The sequence below is a fragment of the Hymenobacter sp. APR13 genome, assembly GCF_000737515.1.
In the GTDB taxonomy this organism is placed as follows: domain Bacteria; phylum Bacteroidota; class Bacteroidia; order Cytophagales; family Hymenobacteraceae; genus Hymenobacter.
The window spans coordinates 3080932-3101518 of the sequence record NZ_CP006587.1; the positions used below are offsets into that span (position 1 = coordinate 3080932).

Annotated in this window: 17 protein-coding genes; 6 read left to right on the forward strand and 11 right to left on the reverse strand. The window is 60.8% G+C overall.

Annotated features, from left to right (window positions below):
- Positions 1-858 precede the first annotated feature (858 nt).
- Positions 859-3894, forward strand: a complete 3036-nt coding sequence (locus tag N008_RS12955; protein WP_044016553.1) for a SusC/RagA family TonB-linked outer membrane protein — start codon at positions 859-861, stop codon at positions 3892-3894.
- A gap of 36 nt (positions 3895-3930) precedes the next feature.
- Complete coding sequence (locus N008_RS12960) at positions 3931-5346, forward strand: RagB/SusD family nutrient uptake outer membrane protein (protein ID WP_052381520.1); 1416 nt, start codon at positions 3931-3933, stop codon at positions 5344-5346.
- Between the two features lie 110 nt (positions 5347-5456).
- Here N008_RS12960 and prfB read toward each other — a convergent pair.
- The 8 genes from prfB to N008_RS13000 form a co-directional block, all read right to left on the reverse strand.
- A protein-coding gene (prfB, locus tag N008_RS12965; RefSeq protein WP_156109308.1) for a peptide chain release factor 2 occupies positions 5457-6534 on the reverse strand; the annotation gives its coding sequence in 2 pieces (ribosomal slippage) (positions 5457-6482 and positions 6484-6534; 1077 coding nt in all).
- 114 nt (positions 6535-6648) lie between these two features.
- Positions 6649-7713: a branched-chain amino acid aminotransferase gene (locus N008_RS12970; RefSeq protein ID WP_044016557.1), complete on the reverse strand. Its 1065-nt coding sequence runs from the start codon at positions 7711-7713 to the stop codon at positions 6649-6651.
- A gap of 156 nt (positions 7714-7869) precedes the next feature.
- A complete protein-coding gene (locus N008_RS12975) occupies positions 7870-8418 on the reverse strand; it encodes a cob(I)yrinic acid a,c-diamide adenosyltransferase (protein ID WP_044016559.1) in 549 nt (182 codons plus the stop codon).
- Positions 8419-8559: 141 nt separating this feature from the next.
- A complete protein-coding gene (locus N008_RS12980; RefSeq protein ID WP_197062854.1) occupies positions 8560-9282 on the reverse strand; it encodes an ABC transporter ATP-binding protein in 723 nt (240 codons plus the stop codon).
- A gap of 12 nt (positions 9283-9294) precedes the next feature.
- Complete coding sequence (locus tag N008_RS12985; RefSeq protein WP_156109309.1) at positions 9295-12360, reverse strand: tetratricopeptide repeat protein; 3066 nt, start codon at positions 12358-12360, stop codon at positions 9295-9297.
- 6 nt (positions 12361-12366) lie between these two features.
- Entirely contained in the window at positions 12367-12654 is a 288-nt protein-coding gene (gatC, locus tag N008_RS12990) for an Asp-tRNA(Asn)/Glu-tRNA(Gln) amidotransferase subunit GatC (protein ID WP_044016563.1), read from the reverse strand.
- A gap of 29 nt (positions 12655-12683) precedes the next feature.
- Positions 12684-13541 carry a lysophospholipid acyltransferase family protein gene (locus N008_RS12995; protein ID WP_052381521.1) on the reverse strand — a complete coding sequence of 286 codons (858 nt, stop codon included), beginning with the start codon at positions 13539-13541 and terminating at the stop codon, positions 12684-12686.
- Between the two features lie 141 nt (positions 13542-13682).
- The gene (locus tag N008_RS13000) at positions 13683-14261 is read right to left on the reverse strand and encodes an NUDIX domain-containing protein (protein ID WP_044016565.1); all 579 of its coding nucleotides are present in this window, start codon (positions 14259-14261) and stop codon (positions 13683-13685) included.
- 421 nt (positions 14262-14682) lie between these two features.
- On the opposite strand from N008_RS13000, the gene N008_RS13005 reads away from it, so the two are divergent.
- Positions 14683-14928: a hypothetical protein gene (locus N008_RS13005; RefSeq protein WP_044016567.1), complete on the forward strand. Its 246-nt coding sequence runs from the start codon at positions 14683-14685 to the stop codon at positions 14926-14928.
- 194 nt (positions 14929-15122) lie between these two features.
- A complete protein-coding gene (locus N008_RS13010; protein WP_044016569.1) occupies positions 15123-15698 on the forward strand; it encodes a ribonuclease HII in 576 nt (191 codons plus the stop codon).
- Positions 15699-15889: 191 nt separating this feature from the next.
- Here N008_RS13010 and N008_RS13015 read toward each other — a convergent pair whose 3' ends face one another.
- Both N008_RS13015 and N008_RS21680 read right to left on the reverse strand, forming a co-directional pair.
- A complete protein-coding gene (locus N008_RS13015) occupies positions 15890-16315 on the reverse strand; it encodes a response regulator (RefSeq protein WP_044016571.1) in 426 nt (141 codons plus the stop codon).
- A 57-nt stretch (positions 16316-16372) separates the two neighbouring features.
- Positions 16373-17914 (reverse strand): sensor histidine kinase, encoded by a 1542-nt coding sequence (locus N008_RS21680; RefSeq protein WP_071884535.1) that lies wholly within the window; start codon positions 17912-17914, stop codon positions 16373-16375.
- 201 nt (positions 17915-18115) lie between these two features.
- Here N008_RS21680 and gcvT point away from each other — a divergent pair, with 201 nt between their 5' ends.
- Both gcvT and N008_RS13030 read left to right on the forward strand, forming a co-directional pair.
- Entirely contained in the window at positions 18116-19222 is a 1107-nt protein-coding gene (gcvT, locus tag N008_RS13025) for a glycine cleavage system aminomethyltransferase GcvT (protein ID WP_044016573.1), read from the forward strand.
- Between the two features lie 150 nt (positions 19223-19372).
- The gene (locus N008_RS13030) at positions 19373-20086 is read left to right on the forward strand and encodes a 2-phosphosulfolactate phosphatase (protein ID WP_044016575.1); all 714 of its coding nucleotides are present in this window, start codon (positions 19373-19375) and stop codon (positions 20084-20086) included.
- A gap of 138 nt (positions 20087-20224) precedes the next feature.
- Here N008_RS13030 and N008_RS13035 read toward each other — a convergent pair whose 3' ends face one another.
- Complete coding sequence (locus tag N008_RS13035) at positions 20225-20551, reverse strand: nucleotide pyrophosphohydrolase (protein WP_044016577.1); 327 nt, start codon at positions 20549-20551, stop codon at positions 20225-20227.
- Positions 20552-20587 lie beyond the last annotated feature (36 nt).

Here is a 20587-nt window from a genome sequence, read left to right on the forward strand (position 1 = left end):
TGCAGAGTCCGAGCGTTAGGAAGCTAAACTTACAACCTTGCCAAGACTTCCAACAACAAAGCCGATAATATTTGAATAATTGGGATAGTAAAGCAGGGAAATCAAGCAGTAACTGTACATTATTCACTTGTTCTCAGTGGCGCAGTTTACAGCCCTTACGGTGATGGCAAAGGCGGCACAGAAGCTGATACAACAGGGTATATATGTCAATTCTTGCCTATTCTCGGCATAAAAGCCCTTCTAAGTGCTGGCACCGTGGTCCGGGCGCACTGAGCTAGTTTGCTACTGGTAAAGAGCCTCAGGTCTGTCAAAAGAATGAAATATAAGCTGGGGCAGATGTCGATAACACCTTCCCGCTGTGTTGCGTGCGTGAAAGTATTTATGGCTGCACTAAGTCGCATTGCCAGCCAGTAAGATGAGCACCCTGCAGAACTCTCTTGGCGATCTAAAGGTGGCCTACCATTACCAACGACTCCCATGTCTCACTACATTAGTTTTAGTGGAAAGCCAGGCTAGCGGGCTGCCGGCACTAGGCTGGTTTAAGCGGGTTTCAGCCAACATAAGGCACTCATAAAGTAAAGTATGCAGCTAATCTGACGCTTGCTGCTAACCAGCCTTTGACAACTATAGTTGAGTTGAAAGAGCTAAAAAAAAACTATGATATATTTAATTAATCAAAGATCAAATTGTCAGAAAAGCATTGGTTAAAAGGCGCATTTATATAAATATACTTGACTCCATTGACGCACTAAATGCAAATTTTACTGACTCCGGCGTCATTTCATTGAGTTTTTTCGCTACGTTTGGCCCAAACCTTTCACATCCTTCAACTTTCACTCACTAAACTCACTCACCTACATGCGTAAACTTCTCCTAAGTGCGCTGATGGTGTCGCCAGTCCTGATGCAGCAGGCAGCGGCCCAGAATCGCAGCATTTCCGGCCGTGTTACCGACACGGCCACTGGGCAAGGCCTGCCTGGTGTAACCGTTCTCGTGAAGGGAACCACGGTAGGAGCTTCTACCAATGCTGATGGCTCGTACACGCTGAGTGCACCTGCTTCGGCTACTACGCTGACTTTTAGCTTCATCGGTTACAGCTCCGTAGACCGCCCAATTGGCGACGGTTCGGCTGTGAACGTGGCACTCTCTTCTTCAACCCGCAACCTGGATGAAGTAGTAGTAACGGGTTTGGCCACTAACATTAAGCGCGCCAACCTGGCTAATGCCATCACCACGATTTCTGCCAAAGACCTGACGGGCAGCACGCGTCCTGTATCGGTAGATGCTGCGTTGAGTGGTAAAATTGTGGGCGCCAACATTGCCCAGACTAGCGGTGCTCCCGGTGGTGGTATGTCGGTGCAGTTGCGGGGTATTTCTACCATCAACGGTTCGTCGCAGCCTCTGTACGTTATCGATGGGGTATACGCTATCAATGCTGAAGTCGGCAACGGCGCCGGCTCGGCGGCCTTCTCGGGCGCTGCGGCCGGTACTGGCCGTACCAGCCAGGACAACGGTATCAACCGTCTGGCCGACCTTAACCCCAACGACATTGAGTCGATTGAGGTACTGAAAGGCCCCAGCGCGGCGGCTATTTATGGTACCCGTGCTAACGCCGGTGTAATCGTAATCAGAACCAAGCGCGGCGCTGCCGGCAAAACCCGCATCAGCTTCAACCAAGACCTGGGCTTCGCCGAGGCATGGCGTCTGCTCGGCAAAGAAGACTGGACCGATGCCAAGCTGGAGAAATTCTATGGAGGTGCCCGTCTGGCTGATGAGAAGGCTAAACTGGCCGCCGCAACGGCGTCAGGTAAGATATACGACTACGAAAAGGAAATCTACGGTAATACGGCTTTCCTGCGCAACACAGGCCTGAGCGTTTCGGGTGGTAACGAGCGTACCCGCTTCTACGTGGCCGGTTCTACCGCCAAAGAAGACGGTATCGTAAAGCGCACCGGTTTCGAGCGTCATTCGGTACGGGCCAACATCGACCAGAAAATTGGTCAGCGGATTGACATCGGCCTGAGCGGCAACTATATCAACTCTTCTAACCGTCGTGGTTACACCGGCAACGACAACAACGGCATCTCGCTGGGCTATAACCTGGCTTACACGCCGAGCTACGCGCAGCTGTTCCCGAACGAAGCCGGCCAGTATCCGGATTCCGACTACACCGGCGACAACCCGCTGGCAGTAGTTGGCCGCGCCATCAACGAAGAAACCACCAACCGCTTCGTACAGACGGCCAACTTCACGTTGCGCCTGATCGACAACGAAACCTCCTCGCTGCGCTTTGCCGCCCAGGGTGGTGTCGACTATTCGGCCAGCGAAGCCCTGCTCGCGCTGCCCGGCGACATGCAGTCGCAGCGTGCCCGGCCGCTGCCCGGCGTTGCCCGCGTATCGAAAAACAACTTTTTCAACACCAACCTGCAAGGTTTCCTGATCTACGACTGGAAACTGGGCGAGGCGCTGAGCCTGACTTCGCAGGTAGGTACCGTACGCCTATCGCAGCGCCAGAACCTGAGCTTCAACCAAGGCCAGAATCTGTCGCCCGGCGCTCCTTACACGCCTAACCGCGGTACTGTAACCACGCAGGAAACGGTGCTCACCAACGAAGCCGACGTGGGCTTCGTAGCACAGCAAGAAGCTAACTTCCGTGACCAGATCATCGCTACGGCTGGTATTCGTTTCGACAAATCCAACCGCAACGGCGACCCAGGTAAGTACTATTCCTTCCCGAAAGCCTCGCTGGCCGTCAACTTGGCCAAGTTCGGTTTTTGGACAGTTGAACCAGTGAACCTGGTGAAGTTGCGGGTTGCCTACGGTGCTACTGGCGGACCAGCATTCTTCGGCGCCCTCTACTCACCACTGGTAGCTACGTCCACGGGCGGCCGCGCCGGCCTGTTGCCATCCACGTTGCTGGGTAACCCCGATATCAAGCCAGAACGCGCAACCGAACTGGAAGCGGGTATCGACCTGGGTTTCCTAGAAAACCGCATTGGTCTGGAAGCTACAGTCTACAACAAAGAAGTGTTTGACTTGGTCAACACCTACTCGCTGGCTCCCGCTACCGGTCTGACGTCTATCCGCGCCTACAACATCGGCGATCTGCGCAACCGTGGTCTGGAACTGGCCCTGAACCTGAATCCCGTACGTAAGCCGTTCCTGAACTGGAACTCGTCGACGCAATTCTGGCTGAACCGCACGGAAGTAACCAAGCTCTACGAAACCCCGCTGCGGGTAGCGCCCTTTAACACGGGCTCCGGCTTCGGTGCCACTTTCGGCCGTAACGTGTTCGTAGTAGGTGAGTCGCCTTCGCGCTGGTACGGTACGCCGAACGATCCGAACAGTCCGAACTTCAGCGGCCTGACGCGTTACGAAGACGCGCAGCCGACGTTCCAGATGTCGTTCCTGAACTCCTTCACGATTGCCAAAAACTTCGAGTTGTCGTTCCTCTTCCACTGGAAAAAGGATGGCTACAACAGCAACCTGAGCGAACTGCTTAAGGACGAAGGCGGTACATCGAAAGACTGGAGCGAGGACAGCGGCTTGTTTGACGCCGATGGTAATCCAGTTACAAAGGGTGAGGCCCGCCAGGGTGCATCTACGGCTGGTCTGACGGCTCGTCAGTTCATCCAGAACTCGGGTTATGTTCGTCTGCGTGAGGCTTCCCTGTACTACTCGCTGCCTACCACTCTGCGTACCAGCTTGTTCAAGGAATATGTATCGAACATCAGAATTGGTGTGTCAGGGAACAATTTGATTACCTGGACGGATTATGTAGGCTACGACCCAGAAGTTTCCAACTTCGGCGCAACCTCCAACTTTGCTCAGGTTGACGTGGCCGGTTATCCGAGCACTCGCCGGGTATTCTTCCACTTGGGCATCGACTTCTAAGTCCTGACTTTTTCACCCTCTGATTTTTTCAACCATATGCATACTTTCTCCCATAAGCGTACGCTGACGGCCGCCGCGCTCGTCATGCTGCTGGGGACTTCTTCCTGCGGTTTCTTTGAAACCGAAGCCGTAACTGACCCCAACAACCCGAGCCTGAACGCCGTTCTTTCCAATGCCGACAAGGCGCAGCTTGATGCGCTGGCGGTTGGGGTAGAAGCTTCTTATCGTAACGGCCACACCGGCAACGCCCCCTTCAACTGGGTAGCCGGCGTACTGGGCCGCGAAGTAACGGTGCTTGCTTCCACCGAGTCGCGCTGGTACGCCGAGCTGCAGGGCACGCGCACCACGCTCGACGACGCCGCTTACTACAACGGCTATTACATTCCGTTCGCGCAGATGCGCCGCGCTGCCCAGGTGTTCCGCCAGTCGAGCAACAACAGCCAGGCGTACACGGCCGAGCAGAAGAAGGGCGTGGATGGCTTCACCCACACCTACGAGGCATTGGCTAAGCTGATGATGCTCAACATGCAGGGTGAAAACGGCATCCGCATCGACCTGGATGACCCGCTGAAACCCGGCAAGTTCGTGTCGCAGACGGAGGCTCTGGCCAATATCCGTCAGCTGCTCGATCAGGCCGTTCCGGAGCTGGACGCTGCCGGTGCCACCTTCGGCTTCCCATTGTCGTCGGGCTACGCCGGCTTCAACACGCCTGCTACGTTCAAGCGCTTCAACCGCGGCCTGGCGGCCCGGGTGGCTCTCTACCAGAAAGACTATGCTGGTGCCAAGACGGCGCTGGCAGCCTCCTTCCTGGACGCGGCCGGCAGCCTGACCGTTGGTCCTAAGCTGACGTTCAACCCCGCTATTGCCGGTGACGCTGGCAACCCTTACTTCCAGGTGCCAAGCAATACCGGTTCTACGGTAATCGGGGTGCCCGACAACGTAGTGGCGGAAGCTGAAACGGGTGATGCCCGTTTGGCTAAAATTGGCCGTCGCACGGCTGCCCGTGTAACGGGTGGCATCTCGCAAATCAACGAAGCCCGTGTATTCGCTACCAATACCAGCCCGCTGGATATTATGCGCAATGAGGAGCTGATTCTGATTTCGGCTGAAGCCAAGGCAAATACCAACGATCTGCCCGGCGCGTTGGCCGACGTAAACGTCATTCGCACGCGAGCCGGCAGCCTGCCAGCGCGCACCCGCGCCTTCGCCGACGTAGCTGAGGCTACCGACGAAATCCTGCGTCAGCGCCGCTACTCGCTGTTTTATGAAGGTCACGCCTTCGTGGACCTGCGTCGCACGGGCCGTCTGCGGCCGAATGTGGTGGCTTCCGCTGCTACCACTTTCCCGTACACGCTGGCCTTTAGTAGCACGATTGGCACCAGCGCTTACCGTCTGATTGCGGCCATGCCGCGTCCGGCTGCTGAGAAAGCCTGGGACAGCGTGAACCCGTAATCTGGAGCTGATTTCAGCAAGTAAAAAAGGGTCCTGCGTACTACGCAGGACCCTTTTTTGTGTGAATACTACAGGCAGCGGCCCGACTGGACAGCGCTTTGGCAACGGCTTTAGTTGGCCATCAGGTAGCCCCGGATATACTCGTCCAGGTCGCCGTCGAGCACGTTCTGCACATCGGTGCGCTCGATGCCGGTGCGTAGGTCTTTGATGAGCTTGTAGGGATGCAGCACGTAGTTGCGGATCTGTGAACCGAAGTCGATGCGCTTTTTGCCGGCCTCTACGGCGTCGCGGGCGGCGTTGCGCTTGTCCATCTCAATCTGGTAGAGGCGCGATTTGAGCATACGTAGAGCATGCTCCTTGTTCATGAGCTGGCTGCGCTCGATCTGCACGGCAATGATGATGCCCGAGGGCGCGTGCGTGAGGCGCACGGCAGTTTCCACTTTGTTTACGTTCTGCCCGCCCGCACCACCGGCCCGGAACGTGTCCCAGCTGATATCGGCGGGGTTGATTTCGATCTTGATGGTGTCATCAATCACCGGGTAGGCGAAGATGGAGGCAAAGGAGGTGTGGCGCCGGCCGCTGCTGTCGAAAGGCGACATGCGCACTAGGCGGTGGACGCCTATTTCGCTTTTCAGGTAGCCGTAAGCGAAGGGGCCGTCGATTTCCAGCGAAGCTGACTTGATGCCGGCACCCTCGCCGGGCTGATAGCTGAGCTGACGCACCGTGAAGCCGTGCTTTTCGCCCCACATGATGTACATGCGCATGAGCATCTCGGCCCAGTCCTGGCTTTCGGTGCCGCCGGCGCCGGGGTTGATGTCGATGACAGCCGACAGCTGATCTTCTTCATCGGAGAGCATGCGCTTGAATTCCAGCTGCTCCACGGCCTGCTGCGCGGCGGTGAACTCCTGGGTCATTTCCGCCTCCGTGGCCTCGCCTTCGCGGTAGAAGTCGTAGAGCACCTCCACGTTGCTGACGGATTGCTCCACGGCCTCGTAATCGTCGGTCCAGACTTTCACCGACTTGATGTCGCGCAGGATGGATTCGGCTTTCTTGGAGTCTTCCCAGAAGTCGGGAGCGGCGGCCTGGGCCTCGGTGGCTAGGACCTGTTCTTTGCGGTTATCGTAGTCAAAGATACCTCCTCAGGGCCTCGGCGCGGCCCTTCAATTCCTTTACCTGGTCGTGGGTCATTGGAAAGGTTAAATGGTGAGAGTTGAATGCACAAAGGTCAGGAAAATAAAACGGCCAGCCTCTGGCAGGAAGCTGGCCGTTTGAAACGGAAAAACCGGTAAGGCTGCCGCTGTGCTATACCGTTACCATCCAGCCGTGGCCGTCAGTCGCCTGGCCGGTGCGGATGGCCTGCAGGGCCTCGCTGACGCGCAGGGAGAAGGCATCGGCTGCGGGCTTGGGCAGCTCGTGGTCGTGGCCCTGATAACCGATGACGGCAATGGGAGCAATGGTGGCGGCGGTGCCCACGCCAAAGGCTTCCTCCAGCTTGCCGTCGGCTAGCGCCTGCATCACCTCTACGGCAGATAATTTGCGCTCCTCTACCTGCATGCCCCAGTCGCGGGCCAGCTGCAGTACGCTGCGGCGCGTGATGCCGTCGAGGATGGAGCTGCTCAGGGCCGGGGTCACCACCTTGCCATCGATGACGAAGATGGCGTTCATGGTGCCCGATTCCTCTACGTAGCGGTGCTCGGAAGCATCGGTCCAGATGAGCTGGTTGTAGCCTTCCTGCTGGGCAAGCTTGGTGGGGTACATGGCGGCGCCGTAGTTGCCGGCGTTCTTGGCGAAGCCCGCGCCGCCCTCTGCGGAGCGCACGTACTTCTCCTCGAAGCGCACGCGCAGCGGCTTGTTGTAGTAGAGGCCAACCGGGCAGGTGAAGATGACGAAGCGGTACGACTCGGAGGGGCGCACGCCGATGAACCCATCGGTGGCGTACATGAAGGGCCGGATGTAAAGGGCGCTGCCTGGCGAATTGGGCACCCACTCGGAATCGAGGCGGATGAGCTGGGTGAGGCCCTGCATGAACAGCTCCTCGGGCAGCTGGGGCATGCACATGCGTTCAGCGGAGGCGTTGAGGCGGTGCAGGTTGTCGAGCGGGCGGAACAGGGCAATGTCGCCGCCGGCATTCTTGTAGGCTTTCATGCCCTCGAAAATGGCCTGCCCGTAGTGTAGCGCCGAGTTGGCGGGGCTCACCGTCATGTCGCCGTAGGGCAGCAGCTGGGGTTCCTGCCATTCGCCGTCGCGGTAATCCACCACGAACATATGGTCGGAGAAGATTTTGCCGAACTCAATATGTTCGGGGTCCAGGTGTTCGAGGCGCGAGGCCGTGGTACGCTGGGTCCGGATGGTGAGGGTTTCGAGCATGGAAAAGGGAGGGTAAAGGGAAGGGGATGGGGGAATTTGGGCAGGTAAGCGGGGCGTGGTACTTGAAAAACGCAAGCGGTACGGGAGTAGTTGCCAAGACGGGCGGTATGGCCGGAAGTTGCACCAAAGATGGGGGAAAGGCGCAACTCCCCGCGGCTACATGCGCGGCTTCCAGCTAACTTCTTCGGCGCCAAGGTCGTGGCTCATCTGGCGGCTGAGCACGAACAGGTAGTCGGAGAGGCGGTTGAGGTACATCACCACCAGGTCGGCCACAAACGAGTCTTCGCGCAGGTGAATCACCAGCCGCTCGGCGCGGCGGCACACGCAGCGCGCTACGTGCGCAAACGACACCGACTGGTGCCCGCCGGGCAGAATGAACACCCGGAGCTCAGGCAGGTGGGCATTCATGGCGTCCATTTCGGCTTCCAGCAGCGTCACGTCGGCCTCGTGCAGGTCCGGAATCTTCATCTTCGACTTCTCGGGGTCAGAAGCCAGCGACGAGCCGATGGTGAACAGGCGGTCCTGGATTTCCTTGAGCAGGTCGCGGCGGGCGGCATTCACGTCCTGGTCGCGGAGCAGGCCGATGTAGGAATTCAGCTCGTCGACGGTGCCGTAGCAGTCGATGCGGAGGCTGGACTTGGGCACCCGGGTGCCGCCGATAAGGGAGGTCAGGCCCTGGTCGCCGGTCTTGGTATATATTTTCATGAAGCTGACTTAAGGAAGCGCACCGGCAGGCCAGCGCGGGGTTTGTCGAAAGAAAGAAGGCCTTTCAGCGGCGCTTGTTCCGGGTGAAGGGATAACAGGCAACCAGCAAAAAGGCCTTGCTCTCGACAAAAATACTAGGTTTTACTTGGCAATCTGCGCATGGTGGGTGGCCACATCGAGGTTCTCCAGGTCCGACTCCACCAGCCCGTCGCGCAGGCGCACAATGCGGTGGGCGTAGCGGGCAATGTCCTCTTCGTGGGTCACCATGATGATGGTGTTGCCTTTCACGTAGAGAGCCTCGAACAGGTCCATGATTTCGTGACTGGTCTTGGTGTCGAGGTTGCCGGTGGGTTCGTCGGCCAGGATGATGCTGGGGTCGTTGACGAGGGCCCGGGCAATGGCCACGCGCTGGCGCTGGCCGCCGCTTAACTCGTTGGGGCGGTGCTTGGCGCGCTCGGCCAGACCCACGCTGCGGAGCGCAGCCATAGCCTTTTCCTCACGGTCGGACTTGCTGTAGCCGGCGTAGATGAGCGGCAACGCCACGTTATCGAGCGAAGTGGCGCGGGGCAGCAGGTTGAAAGTCTGGAAAACGAAGCCGATTTCCTTGTTGCGCACGTCGGCCAGCTGGTTGTCGCTCATGCGGCTCACGTCCTTGCCGTTGAGGATGTATTGCCCGCCCGTGGGCGTGTCGAGGCAGCCGACGATGTTCATGAGCGTGGACTTGCCGGAGCCGGAAGGCCCCATGAAGGCAACATACTCACCGCGCTGAATAGTGATGGTAACCGAGCGCAGGGCATGGATTTCCTCGGTGCCCATCCGATACATCTTCGAGATGTCGTGGGTGTCGATAACGGGGTTCAGCATAGCCGGGCCGGGTTAGTTCCAGGGAGCGGCCGCCGCTGCCTGAGCGGCAAGGCGGGCGTCGTACAGTATACGAAAGGTAGCATATTCGGCGGGGGAAAGCAACGACCGCAGTTTGGCGAGCGAAGTAGCAGCGTATTCGGCCAGCCCCGCCGGAATGGCAGCCAGCGCGTAAGCCTTCAACAACGGTACAGACTCCGGGTTTACCTCCAGGGCTGCCTGCAGCGCGCCATAAGCGCCCAAATAATCTTTCTGCCGGTCATAAAACGCTGCTGCCGCCAGCACGCCCGGCTCCACAAAGGGCGCTTCCCGCAGCAAGCGGCGGTAGAGCTGGGTGGCCTGCCGGGTCTGGCCGGACTGGTCGGCCAGGGCTGCCTGGTAGGCGAGGCGGTAGGGCTGATGCGCCGGCGTGAAATGGCCATTGGTCACGAGCTGGCGCAGGCCGGCCGTGTTCTGCTGGCGCAAAAGCAGGTCGCCGCGCACCACGTTCCAGGTAGAAGCTTCCGGGGTTTGCTGGGCTGGGGCCGGGGCAAAACGCGCTACCGCCTGCGCGGCCGCGGCCAGCTGGTCGGCCTGCAACGCGCGGGGCAGTTGCGCCAGCAGTGCGGTTTCGCGCAGTTGGCCTTCGGGCAGCCGTTCGGCGGCAGCCAGCAGGTCGGCGGGGGGCAAGGTATAACCGAGCAAAGCCAGATACTGCGCCTGCACAGCCGCCGGAGCCGCGGCGTATGGTTGCGGGTAGGAGAGGGCCAGCACCTGCTGCAGCTGCCGGGCCGGACGGTGCAGGGCGGTATCAGGAGTGGCCAGCACGGCGGCGGTTGCAGCCCGTGCCGAGTCCGGCTGTTGGTTGAGGGCCAGGGCGTAGGCGCGGTTCAGCTGGGCTTCGGGGTAGCCGTTGCGGCTGGCGTCGGCAAAACTGGTAGCCGCCGAGCCGTACGTGCGCTGCTCCAGCAGCCACAGGGCCTGCAGGTTCTGGTAGTAGGCGGCGCTGGGCGTGTTGCCGGCCAGCAGCGGGGCCAGCGTGGTGCGGGCCGGTATCGGCTGGCCGCCATAGTGCTGCGTGAGGCCCCGCAAAAACGTCAGCTGCTCGAAGTAGTCGGCGTTACTTGGGCGCTGCACCAATTGCGTAAGGACCGGCAGGTAGCTGGTGTCGGCCTGCTGCACCCGCCGGAGCGAGGCGTGGTAGAGGCGCGCAAACTCAGCTACCGTCAGGTTGGCAGCGGGTGAGGGAGCGGGCAGCGCAGGCAGGGCCCCCGCAGTGCGCGGCGACTGTTGAGCCAGCAGCAACAAGTTGCTCTGCCAAGCGGCATCATCCGTGGTCTTGGCTTCCTGCGCCAGCTTGGCGGCATCCGCAAACTGGGCGTTCTGCAGTAGGAAGGCCAGGCGGTTGGTGCTCACCACCGCGCTGCCGGGGTCGGCGGCTTCGGCCCGGTTGAGGTACCAGTTCACCGAGTCGGAGAGGGTGGAGCGGGAGTAGAGGTGGGCGAGGTCGTTGTTGAGGCGCGGGCTGGTGGGGGCGTTTTTCAGGCCCTCGCGCAGCACGGCCAGCCGGTCGAAGAAGTCGTTGGGCTCGTTGTAGAGGGCGGCCAGGCGCAGGGAAATCTTTTCGGAAGGCCGGCGGCTAAGGGCCCGGCGCAGGATGTTGATTTCATTCTGGCGCTGCAGCCGGAACCGATAGAGGGCCGCGCGGCCCAGGCTGGCCTTGTGGTTGTGCTCGTCCAGAATGTCGCTCTCGGCATAATAGCGCTCAGCCAGCAGCGCTAGGGCGTCGCGGTTGGGCTCCTGCTCGCTTTGCAGGCGGGTCAGGTCGCCGAGGTTGTTGTAGTAGCCGGCCTGCACCTGGTACAGCGTGGCGAAGTTGTTGCGGAACTCCACGGCCCCCACGCCACCCAGCAGCAGCACATACACGGCAAACAGCGGCAGCCGGCGCGGCTCATACACCACACGGTACACGCGCAGCCGCTGCCGGATCAGGGGCCCGAAGTTCACGAGCACATACAGCAGATAGGCCGCGCCGCCCACAAACAGCACCAACGCCGTGAAATGGCGGGCGGCCAGCAGCAGCGGGTCGTTCGCGGTGGCAAAAGCGTAGCCCAGGGCCGCAGCCGCCAGCAGCACCAGCACCGGATACAGGTAGAGGGCGCCTTCCCGATACGGTAGCCAGTCGGACGCGGCGGCGGCGCGGCGCGGCAGGCCCAGCCAGCCGATAACCACGGCTGGCAGCAGCAGCACCAGCGGGTCGAGGTGCAGGCCGGGCAGCAGCAGCAGGTCGCCGTCGTTCCAGATGTATAGGCCCAGCATGCCCACGTACAGCACACTGGCCGCCACAAAAGGCAGCAGCCCGAAGCGGCTGGCAGGATTTTCGGCCTGGGTATTGAACCACAGCAGGCCGTTGATATTCTCAAACGCCACCCACACCACCAACAAGGCCACCAGAATGGCGCCGCCATTTGTGAAGAAGCTGGCCAGGTGCAGCGCCGTGGCATCCAGCGGCAGCTCGGAGCGCTGCACCAGCAGCAAACTCACGGCCAGCACCAGCCCGGCAAACAGCAGCAGCCGGCGACCCAGCGGCACTTCCGGCCAGAAAGCGTGGAAGGCGTAGGCCGGCAGCACGAAAGCCGCCAGCATCAGCACCAAAAAATACTGCTTCTGCGAATCAAAAATGCCCAGCAAGTCGGCATTCAGCGACATCAGCAGGAAAATCAGCCCCGCCATGGCCGCCACAAACGTGGGGCGCGGCAGCGCGCTGGCCGCCGCCAGAAAGTACACCAGTGCGCCGGCCAGCAGCAGCAGCAGGCCATACGCGGCTTCCGGGCGTACGTAGGGTCCCACCAAATCGTGGGTTTGGGTGAGCAGGTAGCCGTTGACGCGCACCGGCAGCTCGGCCAGGCCCGCCGCTACCGACGTCAGCACGGTGGGCACGGGCTTGAGCTGGGCTATGGCCTGCACGGGCAGGGCCAGGTCGTCGCCGGTGAAATAGTGGTAAACTGCCAGCAGCACCGCTACGGCTGCCAGGGCCGCCAGCGGCAGCCAGAGGGCGCCGCGCCCCGAAGTGGGGCGGGCAGCAGAAGAAGAGGCCGACACCAAACGCTATTCCAGAACTTTCGGTACGCGGAAATAATCGGAGTCCTTGCGCGGGGCGTTGCGCAGGCCTTCCTGGTGGCTCACGGAGTTGTGCGCCTCATCGGGCCGCAGCACGTTGATTTCGTGCGACAGATGCACCAGCGGCTCCACGTCGGTGGTGTCGAGCTGGCGGAGCTGGTCCACCCAGTTCAGGATCTTGTTCAGGTCGCCGAGCATCTGCTCCTCCTTGGTTTCGTCGAGTTCGAGGCGGGAAAGGTGGGCCAGTTGGCGCAGGGTGGCTAAGTCGGTGCTCACGGAGGAAATTAAAAATTAGAAAGTAAAAATTAAGAATTGGTGGAAGCCAATTCCTGGGTTTGCGGCGTCTTTGCGCCTGATTTAGGTGCCGGGCCGGAAGGTGCCGCCGGAAACTGCCGCCACGTGCTCGGCTCCGGAATGCCCCGGGCGTCGGGGCGGAAGCCGCTGGCGATGGTGTCGTAGGCTTGCTGCCGGAGCCGGGGGGCATCGGCGGCGGTGAGGCCGGTGGTGAAGATAGGCGCGTGCAGCGTGATGGCCAGCGGCGAGTAGCGCACCCGCAAGCCTCCAACGTCGGGCATGAAGCGGTGGTTCAGTGGCATCGTGACGGGCACCAGCGGCACGCCGGCCGCAATGGCCAGCTGAAACGCGCCGTCTTTGAACTCGCCCATCTCCTCGCCGGGCTTTTTGGAAATCGAGCCTTCCGGAAAGATAACCACCGAGCGGCCGGCTTCCAGCGAGCGGCGCGCCTGCACCATGGCCCGGCCCCGGCTCATGGCATTGTCGCGATCGACGGTGATGTAGGCGCGCCCGAAAATGGGGCCCCACACCGGCACGCGGGCCAGCGAGAGTTTGCCCATGATGTTGAGCCAGCCCGGAATGGTGCGGAACAGCAGCGGAATATCGATGTAGGAGCTATGGTTGGCCACGTACACGCAGGGCTGGCCGGCGGGCAGCGGGCTGTGGCGCACCACTTCCACCGGCATGCCCCACATCCGGATGAACAGCCGGCTCCAGGCGCGGTTGAGGCTGTGCAGGTGGCGGTGCCCGGCGGGCCGGCGGCTCAGGGCCCACTGCAGCGGGTAGGTAACCACAAACGGCATCACAAACCAGAACGTCGCCCAGGTGGTGTACAGCCGATGACCAAGATAGCGCAGAAAGTGCCGCATGGCTGCAAAGGTAGGAACTTGGGTAGGTTCTGTCATCCTGAGTGAAGCGAAGGACCTTATCACGCCGGAGTAGTCCTCGTTACAACGCTTTGTGCTGGTGTGACAAGGTCCTTCGCTTCACTCAGGATGACAGGCCATTTGCTAAGCCTTCCTTCCCGCCAGCACCTTTTCCGCTTTCAGCAGGCCGGCCACGCTCACGGCGTCGGTGATGCGGTTGTCCATCACCATCTGCACGGCCTCGGCGAGGGGCAGCTTCCAGAGGCGTAGGTCTTCGGTTTCTTCGGGTTCCAGCTCGCCGGCAGTGAGGTCTTCGGCCAGAAACACGAAGCCTTCCTCATCGGTGACGGAGTTGGAGGTGTGCAGGCGGGCAATGTTGGTCCAGCGGCGGGCCGTGAGGCCGGTTTCCTCGCGCAGCTCCCGCTGCGCCGATTCCAGCACGTCCAGCTCCACGGGGCCGCCGCCCATCGGAATTTCCCAGCTGTACTCGCTCAGCGGGTAGCGGTACTGGCCCACCAGCCAGGTGTTGCCCTCGTCATCCACCGGTACAATGCCCAGGGCCTTGTTTTTCATGGTGACCACGCCGTAGATGCCGCGCCCGCCGCCGGGGTTGAGCACCTGGTCTTCGCGCACCGAAATCCAGGGGTTGTGGTATTTCACTTCGGTGCTGAGCACCTGCCAGGGGTTGTGATTTTCGTCGAGCGACGGATCGGGGTAGTGCATGAGCGGCAGCCTGATAAACGGTAGGCGGCAAAGGTACGGGCGGGGCGTAATTGGCATCCGTCGGGCGAGCGGGCGGCTTGGTCGGCGAAATCAGGCAGTTGGCCAAATAATTTAGGCCAAGCTGCTGATGGTGAGTAGTTTTGTTTCATTCAAGAAGGCGCGGGGGAGTTTTGTGGAAAGGAAGGCCTCTCCCGTACCGAGTCGGATGAATGATAAGAGTAGGGTGGATGATTACTAAAGTCGTCCGGCGCCGAATGCAAAAGACCGTTGCCGCCCCGCAACGGTCTTTTTGTTTGGGGCTTGGCTGAAGGCAGAGGGCTGGCGCCGGGCCGCCGGCCAAGATTCTGTTTCAACCTGCGTTCTGATGCCGCCGTACCAGTACTACGCCGGCTGCTCACATTCCGGTCGGCGTTGCATGTGTATGGCCAATCAGCCCAAAAACCAGCCCAACCAGAATGCTCAACCCGGCGACCCGCTCTTCAACCTGAAGCACGCGCAGGCCGAATCGGAGCTGACCGCCCAGACCGGTGGCCTCGGCCCCACCACCAACATCTACACCAGCACCGACGAAGACGCGGAGCTCGACGAAGGCCCACGCGACAAACAAGGATTACGCCGCGGCGAAACCCCACCCAGTGAAGGTTCTGCCGCCGGCAGCCACAAATAAGCAGCGAGTATTGAGTGCCTAGCATGGAGTATTAAGCATTGAGCAATTGGTGCTCAATGCGGAGTAATCTCTTCCAACTACTCCATACTCTCTACCAGTTACCCAATACCAGAAAGGGCCTCTCCGGGTGCGTCAGCCGCCGGGGAGGCCTTTTTGTTGGGCGCTGCGCCGTAGGTGGCCTTACCTTTGGGGCTATGTTGCTTGCTTCCTACACTGACCATCCGCTCGAAGCGGGCCTCGATGAAGCCGGGCGCGGCTGCCTGGCCGGCCCGGTATTCGCGGCGGCCGTGATTCTGCCGCCCGATTTCGCGCCCGCCTACCTCAACGATTCCAAGCAGCTAAGCGCCCGCCGCCGCACGGCGCTACGGGCCGAAATCTGTGAGCACGCCGTGGCCTGGGCCGTAGCCGAGGCCTCACCCGCCGAAATTGCTACCGTCAATATTGCCCAGGCCAGCTACCTGGCCATGCACCGCGCTGTGGCGGCGCTCGGCGTGGTGCCCACCCACCTGGCCGTCGATGGCAACCGGTTCAAGCCGTACGCGGGCATCGAGCACACCTGCCTGATCAAGGGCGACACCCGCTTCCGGCACATTGCAGCGGCCTCCATCCTGGCCAAAACCTTCCGCGACGAGCGGATGGCCGAGCTGGCCGAGCTGTTTCCGGGCTACGGCTGGGAGCAGAATGCCGGCTACCCCACGCCTGCACACCGCGCCGCCATCCGCCAGCACGGCCCCACCGAGCACCACCGCATGGGCTTTCGGTTGCTGTGAGTGGGTGAGGAGGTGATGAGGTGAAGTGGTGATGGAGTGATGAGGACGAAATAAAAAGAACGTCATTTCGAGCGGAGCGAGGAATCTCGCCAGTGTAGTAACTGATTCTACCACACTGGCGAGATTCCTCGCTCCACTCGGAATGACGTTCTTACTTCTTCACTCCATCACCTCATTCCTTCATCACCTCACTACTCTTTCATCTTCAGCAGATCCAGAAACAGGCTGAAGCCGTCGACGGTCGTGCCGCCTTCGCCGAAGCTGTCGAAGCTTAGGGGCTTGATGATGTAGCCGCTGACGGCCAGATTCTGGGCTTTCAGCCGCTCCGACTCCAGGTCGGAGGTGGTGGTGATGAACACGTTCAGGTTGACAAACTCTGGGTCGGAGCGCAGCTGCTCCAGCAGTTCCAGGCCGTTCATGCGGGGCATGTTGATGTCGAGCATTACTACGCTGGGGTGCTCAATCTTGGTCTGGTCGGCTTCGCCACGCAGCATGTTCAGGGCTTCGCGGCCGTTGCGGGCAATGTGCAGTGGCACGGTAATGTTATTCTTCCGAAGCTCACGCTGCACATTCATGATGTCCATTTGGTCGTCTTCGACTAGAAGGATACTAGGCATAGCGGGTGTTGGTTGGTAGGGGCGGAAAACGTAAAACGAAAGCCATATGGCCAAAGGCTATACGGCAATCAGGGGTTTGGGGGCTGAACTGCCGAGGCCGGGCCGGCTGGCTGACGGCTGGCGAGGCCAGGTGAAATAGAACGTGGCACCCTGTCCTTCGGCCGACTCGATGCGGATGGTGCCGCCCTGCCGCTCCACAATTTTCTTCACAATGGCTAGTCCCACGCCTGTGCTTTCCAGCGTGTCGCGCTCGGTCAGGGTCTGGAAAATGACGAAAATCCGCTCGTGGTATTCGGGCGCAATGCCGGGACCATTGTCTGCCACGGAGAAGGTGAAGAAGCTTTTTTCTTCGGTGCAGCCGATGCGCACGACGCCGGCTTCGGGGTGCGGGTGGTATTTGGCGGCGTTGCTGATGAGGTTGGTGAACACCTGCTGCAGCTGCACCCGGTTGGTGACCAGAGTGGGCAAATAAAACGGCAACTCCACCTCAAACCCATCTGGCAACTCCAGCGAGTCGATGATTTCGCGCAGCAACTGCCGCACAAACACGGGCTCGTCAGCCTGGGCGGTGCGGCCCACCCGCGCCAGATCCAGGATGCCCGTGATAAGGTGCTCCATGCGCCGCACCCGTGTGCGCATCAGCAGCAAAAATTCTTGAATGTGGGGCGGCGTGTCCTGGCCCAGGTCTTCTTCAATCCAGCGCGAGGCACTCTCGATGCCTCGCAACGGCGCTTTCAGGTCGTGCGACACCACGTAGGCAAACTGGTCGAGCTCCTGATTGCGGCGCTCCAGTTGTGTGATGTTGCCGTTGATGGTAGCCGCCATCTGATTCAGCGACACCGACAAAGCGCTGAGCTCGTCGCCGGCCGTATCGGTGAGCTGCGTGTGGTACTCGCCGGCCGCAATCTGCGACGACAGCGACACCATGGTCTGGATGCGCCGCCCGATGAGGCGCGTGAGGTACAGGGCCCCGGCCAGCCCCAGCGCAATAGCCAGCAGCGTAGTGCCCACCGAAATCAGGCGGGTTTCGCGGATGCTCTCCTGCAGTTTGATGCCCTGCTTTTCGCGCAGCAGTAGCTCCTGATGGGCAAAGGCGGCAAACAGCACCCGAATCTGGTCGGTGAGGCGCTTGCCGGCCAGCCCTTCGGCCTGAGGGCGGTGGAGCATGCCCTGCAGGCCAGCTTGGTCGGGCAGGCGGCGGCGGGCTTCGCGCTTTTCCTGAATGAGGCTGTGCGAATACACCAGCCACTCGCGGAAAATATGGCGGGCCCGCAGAATGCGGGCATGCTGAGCCGGGTTGCCGTCAAGGTCGGTCAGCAGCTGCTCGAAGTGCGTAATCAGGTACCGCTCGCCTTCGTGGTAGGGCTCCAGGGTTTCTTCCTTGCCAATCAGCAGAAAGCCCCGAAAGCCGTTTTCCATGTCCACGATGCTGCGCAGCAGGGTAGAGGCCTCCGAGGAAGTGCGCTGCGAGAGCTGCACGCGCCGGGCGTTGCGCAGCACCTTACGCGAGAGCTGGTAGTTGACGAATACCACCCCCACAAACAGCAGCAGAATAACCAGAAAACCGGTGAAGAGCTTGGTGGAGAGCTTGAGCTTCATGAGCAACGAAAAAAAGACGGCAGCCGCAAATCTGCTGTCGGGTACGCAGGCGCCCGGCCAGAGTTGGCGGCCGGCGCGGGCCAGGCGCTGCCGCCATGCCCGCCCGGCGAAGATACCCGATACCGACTGCCGCGCGGAAATGGCTAATTTCGCCCCGCCGCCGGGCGGCGCCCTCACCTTCCCACCCACTTCTATTTACTGATGAGCGAAAATCTCAAAACCGTAGTCCTGAATGACGTGCACCAGCAGCTGGGTGCCAAGATGGTGCCCTTTGCCGGCTACAACATGCCCGTGCGCTACTCCTCCGACCTCGACGAGCACCACACCGTGCGCCGGGCGGTGGGCATCTTCGACGTGTCGCACATGGGCGAGTTCCGGGTGCGCGGCCCGCAGGCCCTCGACCTGATTCAGCGCGTAACCAGCAACGACGCCAGCAAGCTCACCGACGGCAAGGCCCAATACTCCTGCCTACCCAACGCCGACGGCGGCATCGTGGACGATTTGCTGGTGTACAAGCTGGCCGACGAAGACTACATGCTGGTGGTGAATGCCTCCAACATCGACAAAGACTGGAACTGGATCAGTAAGCACAATACCCAGGGCGCCGACCTGGAAAACGTGTCGGACCAGATGAGCCTGTTTGCGGTGCAGGGCCCCAAAACCAGCCAGGCGCTACAGTCCCTCACCGACGTTGACCTGAGCACCATTCCGTACTACTCGTTCGTGCAGGGCACATTTGCCGGTGTTGACGACGTGATTATCTCGGCCACGGGCTACACCGGCGCGGGCGGCTTCGAGCTGTACGTGCCCAACGAGCACGCCAAAGCCGTGTGGGACAAGGTAATGGAAGCCGGTCAGCCCTACGGCCTGAAGCCCATCGGCCTCGGCGCCCGCGACACGCTGCGCCTGGAAATGGGCTACTGCCTCTATGGCAACGACATCGACGACACCACTTCGCCGCTGGAAGCCGGCCTAGGCTGGGTGACCAAGTTCACCAAGGACTTCACCAACGCCGAAAGCCTGAAGCAGCAGAAAGAAGCGGGCGTAGCACGCAAGCTGGTGGGCTTCCTGATGGACGGCCCCGGCATCCCGCGCGGCCACTACGAGCTGGTAAACGAAGCCGGCGAGAAAATCGGGGACGTGACCAGCGGCACCCAGTCGCCGAGCTTGAGCAAGGGCATTGGCCTGGGTTACGTGCAAACCGAGCTCAGCAAGCCCGGCAGCAAGGTGTTCGTGCAAATCCGGGGCAAAAACCAGCCAGCCACGGTGGTGAAGCTGCCCTTCGTGCCCGGCACGGAAGAAGCGTAAGCTGAATAGTAAATATCTGTCATCCTGAGGCGGCAGCCGAAGGAGCTTATTGCGTCAGGACGAGTAGTCCAGCTGTATTGCAGGCGCACTAAGGTCCTTCGGCTACCGCCTCAGGATGACAGCTTTTTTGTAGCATTCCTGATTGACCTTATGCCCACGATTGATATCTGCTTCTCGCCGGAGCTGTTGCCGCTTTTCAACCTGCAGGGCCGCGTGGCGGTGGTGGTCGACGTGCTGCGCGCCACCTCTTCCATTGTGGCGGCGCTGGCGTCGGGCGTTACGCACCTGGTGCCGGTGAGTGAGCTGGCCGAATGCCGCGCGCTGGCCGCCGAGGGCTACCTCACCGCCGCCGAGCGCGACGGCCGCCAGGCCGAAGGCGTGGACCTCGGCAACTCGCCCTTCGGCTACCTCGATGGCGTGGTGCCGGTGCGCGGCCGCGCCGTGGCCATCACCACTACCAATGGTACCCGTGCCCTGCACCTCGCCCAAACGGCCGATGCCGTCGTGGTGGGCGCGTTCCTGAACCTGCAGGCCGTGGCCGACTTCGTGCGCCAGCAGCAGAAAGATGTGGTAGTGGTCTGTGCCGGCTGGAAAGGCCTGTTCTGCCTCGAAGACACGCTCTTCGGCGGCGCCCTGGCCGCCCGCCTCGCCGACACCTTCGACACCACTGCCTCCGACGCCACCCTGGCCGCCCTCGACCTGTGGCAAGCCGCCGAAGCGGACGTAGCCGGCTACCTGCTCAAATCGTCGCACGTGCGCCGCCTCAACAGCCTGGAGCTGCACAAAGACATGGAATTCTGCGTGCGCCCCGACGTGTACAACCTCGTGCCGCTGTTTCGGGAGGGGAAGATTGAGGTGGTTTGAGTGGTTTGAGGTGATGAAGTAATGAAGGGATGAAGTGATGAGGTGAATAGCAGAACGTCATTCCTCGCAAGCTCGGAATGACGTTCTGCTATTCACCTCATCACTTCATCACCCCATCACCTCAAACCACCCCATCCCTTAATTCAGCTTCTTATTATTGCGGTGGCGGTCGGCGTCGCGGAGGGTTTTCTTGGCTAGGTTGCGCTGCAGGGCGTCGGTGAGGTTGATGCCGGTCTGGTTGGCCAAGCAGATAACCACGAACAGCACGTCGGCCAGCTCATCGGCCAGCACCTTGTCCTTGTCGGATTCCTTGAACGACTGCTCGCCGTACTGCCGGGCAATGATGCGGGCCACTTCGCCCACTTCCTCGGTAAGCATGGCCATGTTGGTCAGCTCGTTGAAATACCGGACGCCGGTGGTCTGAATCCAATGGTCGACGGTTTGCTGGGCTTCTTCGATGGTCATGGGGGAGTAACTGAGTAGTTGAGTAACTGAGTAGTT

Excerpts from the sequence above, each read along its gene's own strand:
- N008_RS12955 (WP_044016553.1), top strand. The coding sequence starts at position 859 with ATGCGTAAACTTCTCCTAAGTGCGCTGATGGTGTCGCCAGTCCTGATG.
- N008_RS12960 (WP_052381520.1), top strand. The coding sequence starts at position 3,931 with ATGCATACTTTCTCCCATAAGCGTACGCTGACGGCCGCCGCGCTCGTC.
- N008_RS12970 (WP_044016557.1), bottom strand. The coding sequence starts at position 7,713 with ATGCTCGAAACCCTCACCATCCGGACCCAGCGTACCACGGCCTCGCGC.
- N008_RS12975 (WP_044016559.1), bottom strand. The coding sequence starts at position 8,418 with ATGAAAATATATACCAAGACCGGCGACCAGGGCCTGACCTCCCTTATC.
- N008_RS12980 (WP_197062854.1), bottom strand. The coding sequence starts at position 9,282 with ATGCTGAACCCCGTTATCGACACCCACGACATCTCGAAGATGTATCGG.
- N008_RS12995 (WP_052381521.1), bottom strand. The coding sequence starts at position 13,541 with ATGCGGCACTTTCTGCGCTATCTTGGTCATCGGCTGTACACCACCTGG.
- N008_RS13000 (WP_044016565.1), bottom strand. The coding sequence starts at position 14,261 with ATGCACTACCCCGATCCGTCGCTCGACGAAAATCACAACCCCTGGCAG.
- N008_RS13005 (WP_044016567.1), top strand. The coding sequence starts at position 14,683 with ATGGCCAATCAGCCCAAAAACCAGCCCAACCAGAATGCTCAACCCGGC.
- N008_RS13010 (WP_044016569.1), top strand. The coding sequence starts at position 15,123 with ATGTTGCTTGCTTCCTACACTGACCATCCGCTCGAAGCGGGCCTCGAT.
- N008_RS13015 (WP_044016571.1), bottom strand. The coding sequence starts at position 16,315 with ATGCCTAGTATCCTTCTAGTCGAAGACGACCAAATGGACATCATGAAT.
- N008_RS21680 (WP_071884535.1), bottom strand. The coding sequence starts at position 17,914 with ATGAAGCTCAAGCTCTCCACCAAGCTCTTCACCGGTTTTCTGGTTATT.
- gcvT (WP_044016573.1), top strand. The coding sequence starts at position 18,116 with ATGAGCGAAAATCTCAAAACCGTAGTCCTGAATGACGTGCACCAGCAG.
- N008_RS13030 (WP_044016575.1), top strand. The coding sequence starts at position 19,373 with ATGCCCACGATTGATATCTGCTTCTCGCCGGAGCTGTTGCCGCTTTTC.
- N008_RS13035 (WP_044016577.1), bottom strand. The coding sequence starts at position 20,551 with ATGACCATCGAAGAAGCCCAGCAAACCGTCGACCATTGGATTCAGACC.